Here is a 16,417-nt window from a genome sequence, read left to right on the forward strand (position 1 = left end):
CGAGGCGTGACGGCCCCCTCCGCGATCCCCGACCTCTCCTACACGCACGCCACCCACGACCGGGCGGCCGAGCGCCGCGCCGAGCCGGGGCTGCTGGCCCGGCTGCTGGACGACCCCGCCACCCGGATCGTCCTGGTGCTGCGCGGCCGCGTGGCCGTCGACGGCGCGGGCGACCTGCTCCTCGTCGACGTGGCGGCGGTCACCGGGCTCCCGGCCGAGCCCGAGCGGGCCGACCGGCCCGACGCGCACGTGCCCGGGCACCGCTGGCTGTTCCTCGGCGAGCAGGACGGCGCGGGGCTGCTGGGCCTCGTGCTGCCCGACGAGGCGGACGCCGATGCCGTGGGGATCGAGGGCGTCTCCCCGGCCGCGCCCGCCTCGCGGCTGGCACGCGAGCACGCGTGGGCCGGGCTGCGCGAGGTGGGCGGGCGGCGCGGCGACGCGCTCGCCGCGGAGGCGGTGGCCCTGGCCGCGTGGCACGCGTCGCACGAGCGCTGTCCGCGGTGCGGCGAGCCGACCGTCGTCGAGCAGGCCGGCTGGGTGCGCCGCTGCGTGGCGCAGGACGTCGAGGTCTACCCCCGCACCGACCCGGCGGTGATCATGGCGGTCGTCGACGACGCCGACCGGCTGCTGCTGGGGCACGCCGCGCACTGGCCGGAGGGTCGCTACTCGACGCTCGCCGGCTACGTGGAGCCGGGGGAGGGTCTGGAGCAGGCGGTGCGCCGGGAGGTCGCCGAGGAGACGTCGGTCGTGATCGGCGACGCGCCCGGCGACGTCGTCTACCGCGGCAGCCAGCCGTGGCCGTTCCCCGCGTCGCTCATGCTCGGGTTCCGGGCGCGGGCCGTCGCGACCGACGTCGAGGTGGACGGCGCGGAGGTGACCGCGGCGCGCTGGTTCACCCGCGAGGAGCTGGTCGCGGGCGTGCGCGCGGGCGAGGTGGGCCTGCCGGGCCGGCCGTCGATCGCCCGCGCCCTCGTGGAGGAGTGGTACGGGGAGGAGCTGCCCGGCTGAGGCGGTCTCCGCCGGCGGGTCAAGCGGTCAGGCGCGCCTTCACGTCGAGCAGCGACGGATTGGTCGCGGCGGTGCCGTCGGGGAAGACGACGGTCGGGACGGTGCGGTTGCCGTCGTTGACCTGCTCCACGAACTCCGCCGTCCCCGGCTGCTCCTCGATGTCGACCACCGTGTACCCGATGCCCTCGGAGTCGAGCTGGGTGCGCAGCCGTCGGCAGTACCCGCACCACGCGGTCGAGTACATGGTGACGGTGCCCGGGGCGGGGAGCTGCGGGGTGACGACGGTCATCGGGATCCTCCTGTGACGGCGGCTGGGGACGACGGGAGCGGGGTGTCGGCGACGGCTGCGAGAATCGCAGACGATGTCGACCACCACCAACTCCCCGAGCGCCCCGCTTCATCCCGACGCGATCCTCGACGCCCTCGACCCCGAGCAGCGCGACGTGGCGCTGGCCCTCACCGGGCCGGTGTGCGTGCTGGCGGGGGCGGGGACGGGCAAGACGCGCGCGATCACGCACCGCATCGCCTACGGCGTGCGGAACGGCACCTACAAGCCGACGTCGGTGCTCGCGGTGACGTTCACCGCCCGGGCGGCGGGGGAGATGCGCACCCGGCTCCGCGACCTGGGCGTCGTGGGCGTGCAGGCGCGCACGTTCCACGCGGCGGCGCTGCGCCAGCTCGGCTACTTCTGGCCGCGCGTCGTGGGCGGCGCGCCGCCGCGGATCCTCGAGCACAAGGCGCCCGCGGTCGCCGAGGCCGCCCGCCGCGTCGGCGTCAGCGTCGACCGGGTCGCCGTGCGCGACCTGTCCTCCGAGGTCGAGTGGGCCAAGGTGTCGCTCGTCACGGCGGAGGACTACGTGAAGGCGGCCCACGTCGACGACCGCCCCGCGCCGTCGGGCTACGACCACCAGACGGTCGCGCGCCTCATCACGGCGTACGAGGACGTCAAGACCGAGCGCGGCGTCATCGACTTCGAGGACGTCCTGCTCATGCTCGCCGACATGCTGAACTCCCACCGGCAGGTGGCCGACGAGGTGCGCTCGCAGTACCGCCACTTCGTCGTCGACGAGTACCAGGACGTCTCGCCCCTGCAGCAGTTCCTGCTCGACCAGTGGCTCGGGGACCGCAAGGAGCTCTGCGTGGTGGGCGACCCCTCGCAGACCATCTACTCCTTCACGGGCGCGACGCCGCACTACCTGCTCGACTTCACGCGGACCTACTCCGAGGCCCAGGTGGTGCGGCTGGTGCGCGACTACCGCTCCACGCCGCAGGTCGTGCACCTCGCGAACCAGGTGCTGCGCCGCGGCCGGGTTCCCGGGGCGCTGGAGCTGGTGGCGCAGCGTCCGGCGGGCCCGCCCGCGAGCTTCACGGCCTACGACGACGACGACGCGGAGGCCACGGGGATCGCGGCCCGCGCGGGCCGGCTCATCGCGTCGGGCGTGCGGCCCAGCGAGATCGCCGTGCTCTACCGCACCAACGCACAGTCGGCGGCGTTCGAGTCGGCGCTCGCGGACGCCGGGATCAGCTATCTCGTCCGCGGGGGCGAGCGGTTCTTCCAGCGCAAGGAGGTGCGCGACGCGATCGTTCTGCTCCGCGGCGCGGCCCGGTCCGCCGACCCGGACCAGCCGATGCAGGAGCAGGTGCGCGACGTGCTCACCACCGCCGGCTGGACGGAGCAGCCGCCCGCCGCGCGGGGCGCCGCCCGCGAGCGGTGGGAGGCGATGCAGGCGCTCGTGGGGCTGGCCGACGACGTCGCGGCCGCCGCCCCGCAGGACGCGCCGGCCACGATGGCCACCCTCGTCGGCGAGCTGGAGGAGCGGGCCTCGGCGCAGCACGCGCCCACCGTCGAGGGCGTCACGCTGGCGTCGCTGCACGCGGCGAAGGGGCTCGAGTGGGACGCCGTGTTCCTCGCGGGGGTGAGCGAGGGGCTCATGCCGATCTCGCTCGCCGAGACGGACGAGGCGGTCGCCGAGGAGCGCCGCCTCCTGTACGTGGGGATCACCCGCGCCCGCGAGCACCTGGAGCTGTCGTTCGCGCGGTCCCGCAACCCGGGCGGCCGGGCCACGCGCAAGCGCACCCGCTTCCTCGACGGGCTGTGGCCGGACGACCCCTCGGACCGGCGCGGCCGGGGGCGGGCGGTGCGCGGCCAGGCGCGCCAGCAGCTCACGGGGGAGCACGACGTCGCCCTGTTCGACGCGCTGCGCGAGTGGCGGCTGTCGGTGGCCCGCGAGACGGACAAGCCGGCGTTCACGGTGCTGGGCGACTCCACGCTTGCCGCCATCGCGGAGCTCAGGCCGACGTCGGTGGCGCAGCTCGCGCGCGTGAACGGCGTGGGCCCGGCGAAGATCGACCGGTACGGGCAGACGATCCTCGCCATCGTGGCGGAGCAGGTCGGCTGAGTACGTACGGCATAACCCGTATTTGTGAGCGGACCTGACGAAAGGTCTTGTGGGCGGATCGCGGGGCTGCCAGATTGTCGGAGTCCGTCCCCGACGAGAGGTGTCCTCCATGGTCCCGGCACCGATGTTCCCGGCACCGTTCCCGCCCCACCGTTCCCGGCGCGCCCGTGCCGACGGCCGTCGTGCCCGCACGGCGCTGACGGGGGGCGCCGGCGTCGTGCTGGGCGTCCTGCTGGCGGCCTGCTCCGCCGGCGGCGGCGAGCCGGCTGACGGCCGCGGCCCGCGTGGCGGCGGCCACGCCGACCACGGATCCCAGGGGACCTCGGAGGGTCATGGCGCGCACGAGATGCCCGAGGGGTTCACCGAGGCGCTCGAACGGGTCACGACCGACCGGGGGACCGAGATCCTCGAGGACGGGCTGATCACCAAGGCCGAGGTGCAGGACCTGCAGCAGGTCCAGGTGGACTGCCTCGTCGACGAGGGCTTCGACGCCAGCCGCGGGGACGGCGGGCTGCAGGTCCGGGCGGTCCCGGACGGGCTGGACGACGCGGGCGTCGCGGCCGCCGTGGAGGGCTGCCTGGGCGACCTGAAGGTCGTCGGCCCGCTGGAGGCGGCGACGTCCTCGGGGGCCCGAACGGGTGCCCGAAAAAACTCGTCGAAGAAAATCTCGAAAAAGATGTGGCGGCCTGGGCGGGGCCGTCTATGCTCGGAGAGTCCCAGACGGAGTGGCGTCTGCCGAGAGGCGGAGGTCCGAGAGCAGTGAGGAGGTGGGTGCACAAGATGGACACGATGACTCAGATCGTGATGGCGACCGCGTCTGCCGGCGCGCCCGGGTACACGTCTGCCCGTGGCGAGCTTGACGCCGTCCGTCCGTTCCGCGCGCGCAAGCTCGGAGCAGGCAACGCCGATCTCCACATCGCACCCGACTCCGCCTCCTGGAGACATCCGGTCTAGAACCGGGTCCAGGCCGCGGAGTCCCCCCGGGACCCGCGGCCTTCGTCTTTCCGCTCAGGGAAGAAGACCTCACCAGGTCGTTCGAGCCGGACCTCTGACTCCAGAGGTCCACCCGCAGGTCCTGAACACCGACGTTCACATCAACACCCAGGACCTGACGGAGGAACTCGTGCGTCTCGCACAGCTGTTGGACGAGCGGCTGCTCGACACGATCCCCCAGGGCGGAAACGGCCCCTGGACCCCGCATCAACCCCTCACCCAGAGCCCGGCCGAGGTGGCCGAGCTCGACCGCCAGTTCGCGGCGCTGCTGCCGTGCCGTACCAACGACCCGGAGCTCTGGTTCGCCGAGCACACCACCCAGGTCGAGGAGGCCAAGGCGCTGTGCCGTGGCTGCCCGCTGCAGGCAGGCTGCCTCGCCGGTGCCCTCGAGCGGCAGGAGCCCTGGGGCGTCTGGGGTGGTGAGGTCTTCGTCGACGGCAAGGTCGTGGCCCGCAAGCGCGGTCGCGGCCGGCCCCGGAAGTCGGAGACCGTCGCAGCATGACCGCGCAGTGCGCCCGGGACCCCCGGCGCGCTGACCAGGCAGGAACCATCACAGGCCTCCGGCGAGTCCCCGGGGAGCGCGCCCGCACCACGTGCGGCCGGCTCTCCGCGGTCTCGCCGGGGGCCTGTCCTCATACCGGCAGGCGGGTGCACCCGCAGTCCGGGTGCGGCGCGACGTCCCGTACCCGCGGTACGGCCTCGGGCAGCGCGACCTCCAGGCTCCGCCCCACGGCGGCGGGCGCCGCCCCGTCGAGCAGCGCGAGCACCTGCCCCGCCGCGAGCGCTGCGGCCGTCGCCGCCAGCATGGTCTCGTGGGCGACGTCGTCGTCCGGGCGGAGCGCGAGGTCCGCGGCGACGAACGGCCAGCGCCGGTCAGCGTCGGCGGCGTGACGGTCGCAGCACCCCACGCACGGCGAGCGTCCCGGCAGCACGAGCGGGCCGACGACGACGTCGGCCTCCCGCACCACCACCGGGAGGTGGGGGACCCCGGCGCCGAGCAGCCGCTCGTAGCGCTCCGGGCGCGCGGCGTGCCCCTCCACCACCACGACGGCGTCCGGCAGGCGGGTCTCGCCGGTCGGCGTGACCGGCAGCGCGCTGCCGACGCGCAGCCGCGGGTGCGCGGACGCGAGCCGAGCGGCGGCGGACTGCTCCCGCGGGCGACCGACGTCGCCGGGTGCGTGGCCCCCGAGCCCCAGGTCGCCCACCTGGACGGGGTCGCGGTCGTCGAGCACGAGCGTGCCGACACCGGCATCCGCGAGGAGGCCGGCCAGCGCGGTGCCGGTCCGGCCGAGGCCGCGCACCCCGACGACGCCGGCGCCGCGGACGGCGAGCGTGGCCGTGCCCGCGCCGTCGGGGCGCAGCGCGCCCAGCACGGTGGCGTCCGGGGTCCAGCCCGGCGCCGCGTCCGCGGCCCCGGGCGGCCCGTGCGGGGTGGCGCGGACGAGGAACCCGCCGTCGGCCAGCGCGCGCACGATCTGCTCCTGGCGCTCGGGGCTCACGCCCCAGTGCCGCGCGCCGCGGGCCAGGGAGCGGTGCCGCCGCGCGCCGGCGTCGCGCAGCCACCGCGCCTCGTGGTCGTCCAGCCCGGACAGGACGAGGCTCCAGCGAGGGTCGGTCCCGAGCTGGACCTCGCCGGCGCCGTGGTCGAGGACCGGGGTCGCCGGGCGCAGCGTGAGGAGGGTGCCCGCCGAGGTGGTCGGGCTGTCGGCGTCTGCCATGCGGTCACCCTGGCACGCACGTCGGAGGTCGTCCGGGCGTCGTCCACAGGCCCGTCGTTCGGGCCTCGAGGCCGCCCGGTTCGTGAGGTCTGACACACAGAGTTCACGATTCCCCGGTACCGTCGTGCCGTGGCCCACGACACGATGATGACGTCGGTGGAGGTCCGGCGCAGCCGCCGGCGGACCGCCACGGTCAGCGCGTACCGCGACGGCGAGCGCACCGTCGTCGCCATTCCCGCGCGCTTCTCCCGTGCCCAGGAGCGCGAGTGGGTGGCGAAGATGCTCGCGCGGCTCGAGGACAAGGAGCGTCGTCGGCGCCCGTCCGACGCCGAGCTCGTCGAGCGGGCCAAAGAGCTCTCCGAGCGGTACCTGGACGGTCGCGCCCACCCGACCAGCGTGTCCTGGTCGCCCCACCAGGGCCGGCGCTGGGGGTCGTGCACGCTGGTCGACGGCTCGATCCGGATCTCCACGCGCGTGCAGGGGATGCCCGAGTGGGTGCTCGACTACGTGCTGCTGCACGAGCTGGCGCACCTGCTGCACGCGGGGCACGGCCCCGCCTTCTGGCAGCTGCTCGAGGGCTACCCGCGCACCGACCGCGCGCGCGGGTTCCTCGAGGGCGTCTCCTTCGTCCAGGACGACGGCGGCGCGCAGCCCGGGCCCCCCGGAGGCGACGCCGCCGGCTGAGACTGCCGGACGTCGGGCCTGTCGGAACGAGCGTTCGGAACGAGCCCGGCGCGAGGGCCCCGACAGGCCGACCGGCGACGGGTCAGGAGGTCGGGGAGTCCCCGTCCTCGGCGTCGTCGTCCTTCGCCGACCGGTCCGCGGCGTCCAGGATCTGCGCCAGCGCTGCGTCGACGTCGGACTGCTCCTCCGCCTGCTCCTGACGGCGCGTGAAGTAGCCGGCGGGGTCGTCGAGGTCGGCGGTGCCGGGCAGCAGGTCCGGGTGCTCCCAGACGGCGTCGCGGGCCTGCGGGCCGCCCTCGGCGAGGACGTGCGCGAAGAGCGCGGTGGCGTCGCGGGAGCGCCGCGGGCGCAGCTCGAGCCCGACCAGCGTGGCGAAGGTGTGCTCCGCGGGGCCGCCGGCCGCGCGGCGGCGGCGGATCATCTCGCGCAGCGGGTAGGTGTGCGGCAGGTGGGGGAGCGCCGCGGTGGCGGCGACCTCCGTGACCCAGCCCTCGACGAGCGCGAGCGCGGTCTCGAGGCGCAGCAGGGTCGCCTCCTGCTCGGGGGTGTGCTGCAGCCCGAAGACGCCGCCGGTCAGCGCGCCGCGCAGCGCCTCGGGGTCGCTGGGATCGATGTCGCGGACCTGCTGCTCGAGCACGTCCAGGTCGATGGTGATGCCGCGCGCGTACTGCTCGACGAGGCCGTGCAGGTGCGCCGCGAGCCAGGGGACGTGCGTGAACAGCCGGGCGTGCGCGGCCTCGCGCAGCGCGAGGAAGTGGCGCACCTCCTCCAGCGGCGCGTCGAGCCCGTCGGCGAACGCCGTGACGTTGGACGGCAGCAGCACGGTGGCGGGCTCGGACAGGAGCGGGACGCCGACGTCGGTGGCGCCGAACACCTCCCGCGACAGGGTGCCCGCGGCCTGCCCCACCTGCATGCCGAACACGGCCGACCCGAGCCGGCGCATCATCTGGGCGGGGTCGAACGCGCCGCCGCCCAGGGCGCCGGCGGGCAGGCCCGCGAGACCCGGCATGCCCAGCGCGTCGTCGCCGAGCTCCCCGGGGAGCTGGTCGCGCAGCACGGTGGCGAGGGCGTCGGCGACGGACGTCGCGACGGGTGCCACCAGCCGGTTCCAGGCGGGCAGGGTGGCCTCGACCCACTCCGAGCGGCTCCACGCGTGCGCGCGCCCCCCGGCGGGCGGCAGGTCGGTCACGGCGTCGAGCCACAGCTCCGCCACGCCGAGGGCGTCTGTCGCGGCCTTGGCCTGGCCCCCCGTGAGCGACGGGTCGCCCTCGGCGACGGCGACCTGCCGGGCGATGTCGTGCGCGACGTCGGTGTTCACCGGGCCGTCGCCGGACGCGGACAGCAGCCGCTGCACCTGGGCGAGGACGTGCTGCATGGTCGCCGGGTCCGGCGTGCCGGCGCCGGGCATGCCTGCGAGCGCCGCCGGGTCGATGCCCTGCGCGCGCATCTGGGCGAGGACCTCGTCGGTGCGGTCGCCGAAGAAGCCCTCCAGCATCGAGCGCAGCATGCGCTCGCGCTCCTCGGCACCCTCGGGGTCGTCGGGAAGGTTGCTCATGCGCGGGGCTCCTCGGCTGTGCGGTGGAGGGACGTCGGGCGACGGCGGCCGTCTTCCGACTGGTTCACCGTAACCACCGACGACGTCCGGCCGGGTCGTGGGGTTCCGGCGGTTCGCTCTGGGCGCAGATCTCCCGGACTCCCCTGACCCACGGGGGCCCGGCCGTGCCTCCGACCGGGCTACCGACCGTGCCTGTGACCGGGCGCAGCGTCCAGGAACGTCGGCGATGATGTGCCCGTGACCTTCGACCGCGACATCCTCGCGCCCGACGACCCGTCGTCGCCCGACGAGGACACGCTCCCTGGCGCGCGCGCGTCGCGCCGCAGCGTGACGCTCGGCGTCTCCCTGCTGACGACGGCGCTCCTCGCGGCCGTCCTCCTGGTGCTCCCCACGCCCTACGCGATCCGGGCCCCGGGGCCGACGGAGGACACGCTCGGGCTGCAGGGCGCGGACGTGCAGAGCGGTGCGGACGAGACGTCGAGCGGAGGCCGGAGCGCGACGGCGAAGCCGGTCGTCGAGATCGAGGGCGCCGAGACCTACGACGTCACGGGCGAGCTGCGGCTCACCACCGTGTCCGTCTACGGCGGGCCCGGCGGCGACGTCCTGCTCGGCGACGTGCTGTGGGGCTGGGGCTCGCGCGAGCGCTCGGTGCAGCCGGTCGAGTCGATTTTCCCCGAGCAGACCACGCGGGAGCAGCAGCAGGAGGTCGGCCAGGCGCAGATGGCGGGGTCGGAGTCGGCCGCGACCGTGGCCGCGCTGACGGAGCTGGGGTACGAGGTGCCCGCCACCCTCACCGTCGCGGGCACCGTGCCCGACTCCGGCGCCGACGGCGTCGTCGAGGCGGGGGACGTCGTGCGCAGCATCGACGGGCACGAGGTCACGACCCACCAGGACCTGCTCGCTGCCCTCGACGACGTGACGCCGGGCGCCGACGTCACGCTGGGCGTCGAGCGCGACGGCGAGGCGACGGACCTCACGGTGACGACGTCGGAGGGGGACGGGCGGGCCGCGCTCGGCGTGCTCCTCGACCCGGCGTACGACTACCCGGTCGACGTGACCATCCGGCCGGGCGACATCGGCGGGCCGAGCGCCGGCACGATGTTCGCGCTGGCGATCATCACGAAGATGACGCCCGAGGACGAGCTGGACGGCGCGCACGTGGCGGGCACCGGCACGATGAGCGTCGACGGGCTCGTCGGCCCGATCGGCGGCATCCAGCAGAAGCTCTTCGGAGCGGTCGACGCCGGCGCGGACTGGTTCCTCGCCCCGGCGGACAACTGTGACGAGGTCGTCGGGCACGTCCCCGACGGGCTGCGGGTGGTCCGGGTGGCCACCCTCGACGACGCGCGGACCGCGATCGAGGCGATCGGTGCGGGGGAGGGCACGGACCTTCCGACGTGCTCGTGACCGGCGTGTGAAGGGCCGGTCGCCCACCCGCGCGCGAAGCGTGGGAACCTGAGGGATGACAGGGACGTTCCACACCAGAACGTCCGTCCGTCCCGAGCACGAGTGAGGTGCCCGCACCGTGTCCTTCGCTGCCCCACCCCGTCGACGACCAGGCGGCCCGCCCGCCAAGCGCCGCCGCAGCCCCTTGGCGATCACGCTGGTCGTGATCGCCGCGGTCGTCGTCGCGCTGCTCCTGCTCGCGCAGTTCTGGACCGAGATCATGTGGTTCGACGCGCTCGGCTTCGGCAACGTGATCTGGACGGAGTGGATCACCCGCGGCGTCCTGTTCGTCATCGGCTTCCTCGTGATGGCGGCCGCCGTGTTCTCGTCGTTCGCCGTCGCGTACCGGGTGCGTCCCGTCTACGCGCCGTCGACGCCGGAGCAGGCGACCCTGGACCAGTACCGCGAGGCCATCGAGCCGCTGCGGCGCGTCGTGACCATCGCCGGGCCGGTCGTCGTCGGGTTCTTCGCCGGCGTCGCGGCGTCCGCGCAGTGGCGCAGCGTGCTCCTGGCGATCAACCCCTCCTCGTTCGGTGAGAAGGACCCGCAGTTCGGCATCGACCTCGGGTTCTACGTCTTCTCGCTGCCCGCGCTGCGATTCGTCGTGAGCTTCCTCATGGCGGTCGTGATCATCGCCGGCATCGCCGCGCTGGTGACGCACTACCTGTACGGCGGGCTGCGGCTCGGCCCCGTGCCGGCGGGCACCCCGCGCACCACCCGCGCGTCCCGTGTGCACCTCGCGGTGCTGGGTTCCGCGCTCATGCTCGTGATCGGCGCCAACTACTGGCTCGACCGGTACTCGCTGCTGACGGCGACGAACGGCGGCAGCACTGCTGCCACCTACAACGGCGCCTCGTACTCGGACGTGCACGCCGTCATCCCGTCGAAGGAGATCCTCACGGGCGTCGCGGTGCTCGTGGCGCTGCTGTTCGTCGTGGCGGCGGTCCGCGGCACGTGGCGCCTGCCGGCCATCGGCGTCGGTCTCATGGTCGTGTCGGCGATCGCGATCGGCGGCATCTACCCGGCCGTGGTGCAGCGGTTCCAGGTGAACCCCAACGCCCAGGAGCTCGAGGCCGACTACATCCAGCGCAACATCGACGCCACGCACGCGGCGTACGGGCTGGACGACATCGAGACCCAGCCGTACGACGCCACCACGGAGGCGGAGCAGGGCGCGCTGCGCGAGGACGCGGACACCACCGCGTCGGTGCGGCTGCTCGACCCGCAGATCGTCAGCCCGTCGTTCCGCCAGCTGCAGCAGAACAAGCAGTACTACAACTTCGCCGACAACCTGTCGGTGGACCGCTACGACATCGACGGCGAGTCCCGCGACACCGTGATCGCGGTGCGCGAGCTGAACCTCGACGGCCTGGGCGACGGCCAGCGCAACTGGGTGAACGACCACACGGTGTTCACCCACGGCTACGGCGTCGTCGCCGCGTACGGCAACCAGCCCGGACCGGACGGACAGCCCGCCTTCTACGAGGGCGGCATCCCGACGCAGGGTGCGCTCACCGACAAGGGGTACGAGCCCCGCATCTACTTCAGCCCGTCCACGTCGGAGTACTCCATCGTGGGCGCGCCGGAGGACGCGAAGCCGTGGGAGCTCGACTACCAGGCGGACGACGAGCAGGGTGGCCAGCAGGTCAACACGACGTTCCCGACGCAGGACGTGGAGGCGGGTCCGTCGGTCGGGTCGTTCGGCAGCAAGCTGCTGTACGCGCTGAAGTTCGGCTCGCAGGAGATGCTGTTCTCCGACCGCGTGACCGAGGAGTCGCAGATCCTCTACGACCGTGACCCGATGACGCGCGTGCAGAAGGTCGCCCCGTGGCTGACCCTCGACCAGGGCATGTACCCGGCGGTCGTCGACGGGCGCGTCAAGTGGATCATCGACGGGTACACCACGTCGGACGCGTACCCGTACTCGACCAGCCGCCCCATGCAGGAGGCGACGGCGGACTCCCTGACGCTCGCCGCGCAGGGCGTGCCCGTGGAGATGCCGCCGGAGGTCAACTACATCCGCAACTCGGTGAAGGCGACCGTCGACGCCTACGACGGCTCGGTGGACCTGTACGCCTGGGACACGCAGGACCCGGTCCTCAAGGCCTGGTCCGACGTGTTCCCGACGTCGGTCAAGCCGATGTCGGAGATCTCCGGCGACCTCATGAGCCACATCCGCTACCCCGAGGACATGTTCAAGGTCCAGCGCACGCTGCTGACCCAGTACCACGTCGAGGACGCGGGACAGTTCTTCTCCGGCCAGGACTTCTGGGCGAACCCGGCGGACCCGGTGGCCAGCGGCGGGGCGACCGGCTCGAACGCGGCCAAGCAGCCTCCGTACTACATGTCGCTGCAGATGCCGGGTCAGCAGAGCTCGGCGTTCTCGTTGACCAGCACCTTCATCCCGGGTGGTAACACCGACCGCGAGATCCTCACCGGGTACCTGGCCGCCGACGGCGACGCCGGGTCCACCGCGGGAGAGGTGGCGGAGGGCTACGGGAAGCTGCGGATGCTGGAGCTGCCCCGGGACTCGACGGTGCCGGGCCCCGGCCAGGTGCAGAACAACTTCGACTCGAACCCGACGATCTCGGAGCAGCTGAACATCCTCGAGCGCGGCTCGTCGAACGTCGTGCGCGGCAACCAGCTGACCCTGCCCGTGGGCGGTGGCCTGCTCTACGTGCAGCCGGTGTACATCCAGTCCGCCGGTGGCACGGCGTACCCGCTGCTGCGCCGTGTGCTGGTCGCGTTCGGCGACCAGACCGGGTACGCGGAGACGCTCGACGAGGCCCTGGATCAGGTCTTCGGCGGCGACTCGGGCGCGACGGCCGGCGACGCCGACGGCGGGACCGAGACCGAGGTGCCCACCGCGCCGGTCGACGGCGAGGACGGGGCGACCGAGCCGTCCACGGAGCCCAGCACCGAGCCGTCCACGGAGCCCAGCACGGAGCCGTCGACGGAGCCGAGCGGCGGCAGCACGCCGTCGGGCGACGCGCAGTCGCGCCTGAACTCCGCGCTCCAGGAGGCGAACGACGCGATGACCGACAGCGACGAGGCGCTGAAGGCCGGCGACTTCACCGCGTACGGCGAGGCGCAGGACCGTCTCCAGAAGGCGATCGAGGACGCCGTCGCCGCGGAGAAGGAGATCGAGTCCGCCGGCTGACCGGCCGGTGGTGCGAGGCGCGGGGTCGTCGGTCCTTCGGGGCCGGCGGCCCCGTCGTCGTCCGCGGGGTCGTCGGCAGGGCCTTTGTCGCGGCCTTCGTCGCGGCCGTCGGCGCTGGTCGGGGGAGGACGTGGGTGTGACCTCCGTCCCATTCGCCCGATGCGATTTGATTCGTGTCCGGTGACGCCGTAATGTTCAGGGAGTCGACGCGGGGTGGAGCAGCTCGGTAGCTCGCTGGGCTCATAACCCAGAGGTCGCAGGTTCAAATCCTGCCCCCGCTACCACGGGATGTCGTCGACATCCACGAAGGCCCCGACCGGGATCCGGTCGGGGCCTTCGTCATGTCCGGGTCCGGGTCGTAGCCGGGGTGCCGGCACCGCCCGTGAGTGATAGGTCTCGAGCGTGGGCACCGCGTGAAGCCAGCGCGCGGGCGCGCCCGGATCGGGAGGAGCCACCATGCCGCGTCGAGATGCAGGGCCGAGCGTCAAGGACAAGGAGCTCTACGAGGAGCTCCGCGACGAGGGCAACAGCAAGGAGAAGTCCGCGCGGATCGCGAACGCCGCCGCGGCGCGGGGTCGCAAGAAGGTCGGCGCCAAGGGCGGGGAGTCCGGCTCCTACGACGACTGGACGGTCGCCGACCTGCGGAAGCGGGCGTCGGAGATCGGCATCGAGGGGCGCTCGTCGATGCGCAAGGCAGAGCTCGTCAAGGCGCTGCGCTCGCACTGACCGCGCCGTGCCAGCGTCCCGCGCCGGGCGCATGATGGAAAGAGCCGGCACGGGGCGGCGGGCACCCGACGACGCGAGGAGGCGGCGATGAGAGCGACGGTGGGCGACCGGATCGTGGTGGCGTCCGGGGTGGTCGGCGGGGCGGTGCGCGACGGCGTCGTGATCGCCTGCCCGCACGAGGACGGGTCGCCGCCCTACCAGGTGCGCTGGTCGGACACGGGGGAGGAGACGCTGGTCTTCCCCGGCGCGGACACGCTCGTGCAGCACGACGGCGGCGGGACGGAGCACGCACGGTCGCCGCGACCGTCGCCCGCCCGGGCCCTCACGTGGGACGTGCGGGTCTCGCTCGTGGAGTCGTCCGGGAGCACGACGGCGGAGGCGATGCTGACGCCCGGCCCGGACGTGGGCTCGCTGCGCGGGGTCGGGCACGCGCGCAAGGACCCGGGCGACCTGCAGGTCCCGGTCATCGGGGACGAGGTCGCGGCGGCACGGGCCCTGCGACGCCTGGCGGACGCGCTGCTCGAGCAGGCGGAGCAGGACATCTCCGCGCAGACGGGGCACCAGGCGCACGTGCATCCCTGACCGCCGCCCGGGCGGTCAGGCGAGCTCGGCCCGTCGGCGGCTCAGATGGTCGTGCTCGGGCCCCGGCCCGCACAGGGCGAGCGCCGCGTCGTAGGCCCGCAGGGCGTCGTCGGGGTCGCCCGCGCGCCGCAGCAGCTCCGCCCGCAGCGCAGGCAGCCGGTGCCCGGGCAGCGCGACCCCGGCGAGGGCGTCGAGGCCGGCGCGCGGACCGGAGACCTCCGCCACGGCGACCGCGCGGTTGAGGCGCACCACCGGGGTGTCGGTCAGGGTCACGAGCTCGTCGTAGCGGGCGAGGATGCGGTCCCACGCGGTCGCGTCCGGGGTGCGGGCGATCGCGTGCTCGGCCGCCACGAGGGCCTGCAGCAGGTACGGCGTCGGGGGCGCGGTGGCGAGCGGGGTGAGCAGCTCGAGGGCCTCCGCGATCTCGTCCTGGTGCCACCGGGCGCGGTCCTGGTCCGGCAGCAGCACCAGGGCGCCGTCGTCCACGCGGGCGTCGCGGCGCGAGTGCTGGAGCAGCACCAGGGCGAGGAGCGCGTCGAGGTCGCGCGCCGCCACGGCGTCGTCCGCGTCACCCTCCCCGCCGCCCAGGGTGGGGCGGACGTCGCGCAGCACGCGGACGAGCCGCACCGCCTCGCCGGCGAGCTCGGCCCGCACGACGTCGTCCCCGCTGGCGGGCGCGTAGCCCGCCGTGAACGCGAGGTAGGCGACGTCGGCCGCGACGCCGAGGCGGTCGGCGACCTCGTCGGCGGGCGGCAGCGCGAACCGTTCGCCCGCGAGCTTCTTGCGCGCCCGGGTGAGCCGCGCCGCCATCGTCGGCGTGGACTGGAGGAACAGGCGGGCCACGTCGGCCGTGGGCACGCCGAGCACGAGGCGCAGCGAGAGCGCCGCGGCCGCCTCGCGCGACAGCCGCGGGTGGGCGCACAGCAGCACCAGCCGGAGCCGCTCGTCGGTGAGAGGCTCACCGGCGTCCGCCATCACCCGCTGCGCCCGGGCGGCCAGGTCGGCCTCGACCTCCAGGAGCGGCATCGACCGCGCCAGCACCTGTTCCGACCGGAGCCGGTCGAGGACGCGGCGCCGGGCGGCGGTGAGGAGCCAGGCCGGGCCGTTCGCCGGCACGCCGTCGCGCGGCCAGGTGCGCGCCGCCGCCTCGAACGCGTCCGCGAGACCGTCCTCGGCCAGGTCGAGGCGGCGGTACCGCGCGACGAGCAGGGCCAGGAGCCGGCCCCACTCGTCGCGCATGAGGTCCTCGAGGACCGTCACGGGCGTCCCTCCACGGGTGCCCTACCCGGCCACGGCCGGCCGCAGCTCGACCGTGAGCTCGTCCGGGAGCAGCCGCGCGAGCTCGAGGGCCGTGCCCAGGTCGGGCACGTCGACGACGTAGAAGCCGCCGAGCTGCTCGGCCGCCTCGGCGTACGGGCCGTCGGTGACGGCGCGGTCGCCGTTCGTCCCCGGGCCGAGCGTGCGGGCGGTGCCGGGGTGGCCGAGGCCCTCGCCTGCGAGGACCTCGCCCCGCTCCGCGACGGCGGAGTCGAACGCCTCCAGCCGGGCGTAGAAGCGCTCGCGGTGCGCGTCGTCGGCGGCGCCCCAGATCTCGTAGTGGTTCGGCTGCGTGAGCAGGACGACGACCTTCATGCGTCCCCCTCCTCGTGGTCGACGGCGGCGCGCACCTCGACGACGCCGTCGGCGTCGCCGCCGCCGGTCGAGCCGACGAGGGTGGCGCTGATCTGGAGCAGGTCGTCGAGGTCGTCCGACTCGACCAGGTAGAACCCGGACAGCTGCTCCGCCGTCTCGGCGAACGGACCGTCGGTGACGACGACCCGGCCCGCGGCGTCGCGGCGCACCTGCTTGGTGGTGCGGGAGTGCGTGAGCTCGGCACCCCCGGTGACGCGGTGCCCGCGCTCGGCGAGCAGCCGGGCGAACTCCTCGTGCTTCGCGTAGACGGCGGCGCGCTCCTCGGCGCTCGCGCGCTCCCAGACGTCCTCGACGCCGGGCAGCAGTACGACGTACGTGGTCATGGTCCCATCGTCCTTCCTCGTGGCGGGTCGTACACCTGCTCGTACACCTGGATGACGCGCGAGGACCGTGCAGTTCGACAACCCGGGGAAGATCGACAACCGCGCCGAGGTTCCTCTGTGACGACCGCCAT

The 16,417-nt window shown here is 74.3% G+C and carries 15 protein-coding genes and 1 tRNA gene; 10 read left to right on the top strand and 6 right to left on the bottom strand.

All coding sequences use genetic code 11. From position 1 onward, the window contains the following. The first annotated feature begins 6 nt into the window (after nt 1-6). Nucleotides 7-1,008 carry an NAD(+) diphosphatase gene (gene nudC, locus ACFQ8T_RS02520; protein ID WP_430544979.1) on the top strand — a complete coding sequence of 334 codons (1,002 nt, stop codon included), beginning with the start codon at nt 7-9 and terminating at the stop codon, nt 1,006-1,008. A gap of 19 nt (nt 1,009-1,027) precedes the next feature. Here nudC and ACFQ8T_RS02525 read toward each other — a convergent pair whose 3' ends face one another. Further along, nucleotides 1,028-1,297 (bottom strand): mycoredoxin, encoded by a 270-nt coding sequence (locus ACFQ8T_RS02525; RefSeq protein ID WP_429762638.1) that lies wholly within the window; start codon nt 1,295-1,297, stop codon nt 1,028-1,030. 73 nt (nt 1,298-1,370) lie between these two features. Here ACFQ8T_RS02525 and ACFQ8T_RS02530 point away from each other — a divergent pair, with 73 nt between their 5' ends. The 3 genes from ACFQ8T_RS02530 (at nt 1,371) to ACFQ8T_RS02540 (ending at nt 4,902) form a co-directional block, all read left to right on the top strand. After that, the gene (locus ACFQ8T_RS02530) at nt 1,371-3,407 is read left to right on the top strand and encodes an ATP-dependent DNA helicase UvrD2 (RefSeq protein WP_430544980.1); all 2,037 of its coding nucleotides are present in this window, start codon (nt 1,371-1,373) and stop codon (nt 3,405-3,407) included. 109 nt (nt 3,408-3,516) lie between these two features. Continuing rightward, a complete protein-coding gene (locus tag ACFQ8T_RS02535) occupies nt 3,517-4,170 on the top strand; it encodes a hypothetical protein (protein ID WP_430544981.1) in 654 nt (217 codons plus the stop codon). Between the two features lie 360 nt (nt 4,171-4,530). Beyond that, nucleotides 4,531-4,902 (top strand): WhiB family transcriptional regulator, encoded by a 372-nt coding sequence (locus tag ACFQ8T_RS02540; RefSeq protein WP_429762635.1) that lies wholly within the window; start codon nt 4,531-4,533, stop codon nt 4,900-4,902. Nucleotides 4,903-5,032: 130 nt separating this feature from the next. Here the strand turns inward: ACFQ8T_RS02540 and ACFQ8T_RS02545 are convergent, their stop codons facing one another. Then, a complete protein-coding gene (locus ACFQ8T_RS02545; protein WP_430544982.1) occupies nt 5,033-6,118 on the bottom strand; it encodes a ThiF family adenylyltransferase in 1,086 nt (361 codons plus the stop codon). Nucleotides 6,119-6,262: 144 nt separating this feature from the next. On the opposite strand from ACFQ8T_RS02545, the gene ACFQ8T_RS02550 reads away from it, so the two are divergent. Next, nucleotides 6,263-6,802, top strand: a complete 540-nt coding sequence (locus ACFQ8T_RS02550) for a SprT-like domain-containing protein (RefSeq protein ID WP_430545089.1) — start codon at nt 6,263-6,265, stop codon at nt 6,800-6,802. A gap of 82 nt (nt 6,803-6,884) precedes the next feature. Here ACFQ8T_RS02550 and ACFQ8T_RS02555 read toward each other — a convergent pair whose 3' ends face one another. Then, nucleotides 6,885-8,357, bottom strand: a complete 1,473-nt coding sequence (locus ACFQ8T_RS02555) for a zinc-dependent metalloprotease (RefSeq protein ID WP_430544983.1) — start codon at nt 8,355-8,357, stop codon at nt 6,885-6,887. A gap of 237 nt (nt 8,358-8,594) precedes the next feature. On the opposite strand from ACFQ8T_RS02555, the gene ACFQ8T_RS02560 reads away from it, so the two are divergent. The 5 genes from ACFQ8T_RS02560 to ACFQ8T_RS02580 all read left to right on the top strand — a co-directional run bounded on the left by ACFQ8T_RS02560 (nt 8,595) and on the right by ACFQ8T_RS02580 (nt 14,271). Then, nucleotides 8,595-9,764: a PDZ domain-containing protein gene (locus ACFQ8T_RS02560; protein WP_430544984.1), complete on the top strand. Its 1,170-nt coding sequence runs from the start codon at nt 8,595-8,597 to the stop codon at nt 9,762-9,764. Nucleotides 9,765-9,882: 118 nt separating this feature from the next. Continuing rightward, nucleotides 9,883-12,963 (top strand): UPF0182 family protein, encoded by a 3,081-nt coding sequence (locus tag ACFQ8T_RS02565; RefSeq protein ID WP_430544985.1) that lies wholly within the window; start codon nt 9,883-9,885, stop codon nt 12,961-12,963. Between the two features lie 207 nt (nt 12,964-13,170). Beyond that, nucleotides 13,171-13,247, top strand: a tRNA-Met gene (locus ACFQ8T_RS02570). Nucleotides 13,248-13,419: 172 nt separating this feature from the next. Beyond that, nucleotides 13,420-13,689, top strand: a complete 270-nt coding sequence (locus tag ACFQ8T_RS02575) for a Rho termination factor N-terminal domain-containing protein (protein ID WP_430544986.1) — start codon at nt 13,420-13,422, stop codon at nt 13,687-13,689. 87 nt (nt 13,690-13,776) lie between these two features. Next, the gene (locus ACFQ8T_RS02580; RefSeq protein WP_430544987.1) at nt 13,777-14,271 is read left to right on the top strand and encodes a dsRBD fold-containing protein; all 495 of its coding nucleotides are present in this window, start codon (nt 13,777-13,779) and stop codon (nt 14,269-14,271) included. A 15-nt stretch (nt 14,272-14,286) separates the two neighbouring features. Here ACFQ8T_RS02580 and ACFQ8T_RS02585 read toward each other — a convergent pair whose 3' ends face one another. The 3 genes from ACFQ8T_RS02585 to ACFQ8T_RS02595 are packed head-to-tail and all read right to left on the bottom strand — an operon-like array spanning nt 14,287 to nt 16,286. Next, the gene (locus tag ACFQ8T_RS02585) at nt 14,287-15,531 is read right to left on the bottom strand and encodes an RNA polymerase sigma factor (RefSeq protein WP_430544988.1); all 1,245 of its coding nucleotides are present in this window, start codon (nt 15,529-15,531) and stop codon (nt 14,287-14,289) included. 21 nt (nt 15,532-15,552) lie between these two features. Next, entirely contained in the window at nt 15,553-15,903 is a 351-nt protein-coding gene (locus tag ACFQ8T_RS02590; RefSeq protein ID WP_430544989.1) for a YciI family protein, read from the bottom strand. Further along, nucleotides 15,900-16,286, bottom strand: coding sequence for a YciI family protein (locus ACFQ8T_RS02595; RefSeq protein ID WP_430544990.1), 387 nt, complete (start codon nt 16,284-16,286; stop codon nt 15,900-15,902). The genes ACFQ8T_RS02590 and ACFQ8T_RS02595 overlap by 4 nt, the downstream gene beginning before the upstream one ends. Between the last annotated feature and the right edge of the window lie 131 nt (nt 16,287-16,417).

Origin of the sequence: Isoptericola sp. NPDC056618 (assembly GCF_042792715.1) — a bacterium.
In the GTDB taxonomy this organism is placed as follows: domain Bacteria; phylum Actinomycetota; class Actinomycetes; order Actinomycetales; family Cellulomonadaceae; genus Isoptericola; species Isoptericola nanjingensis.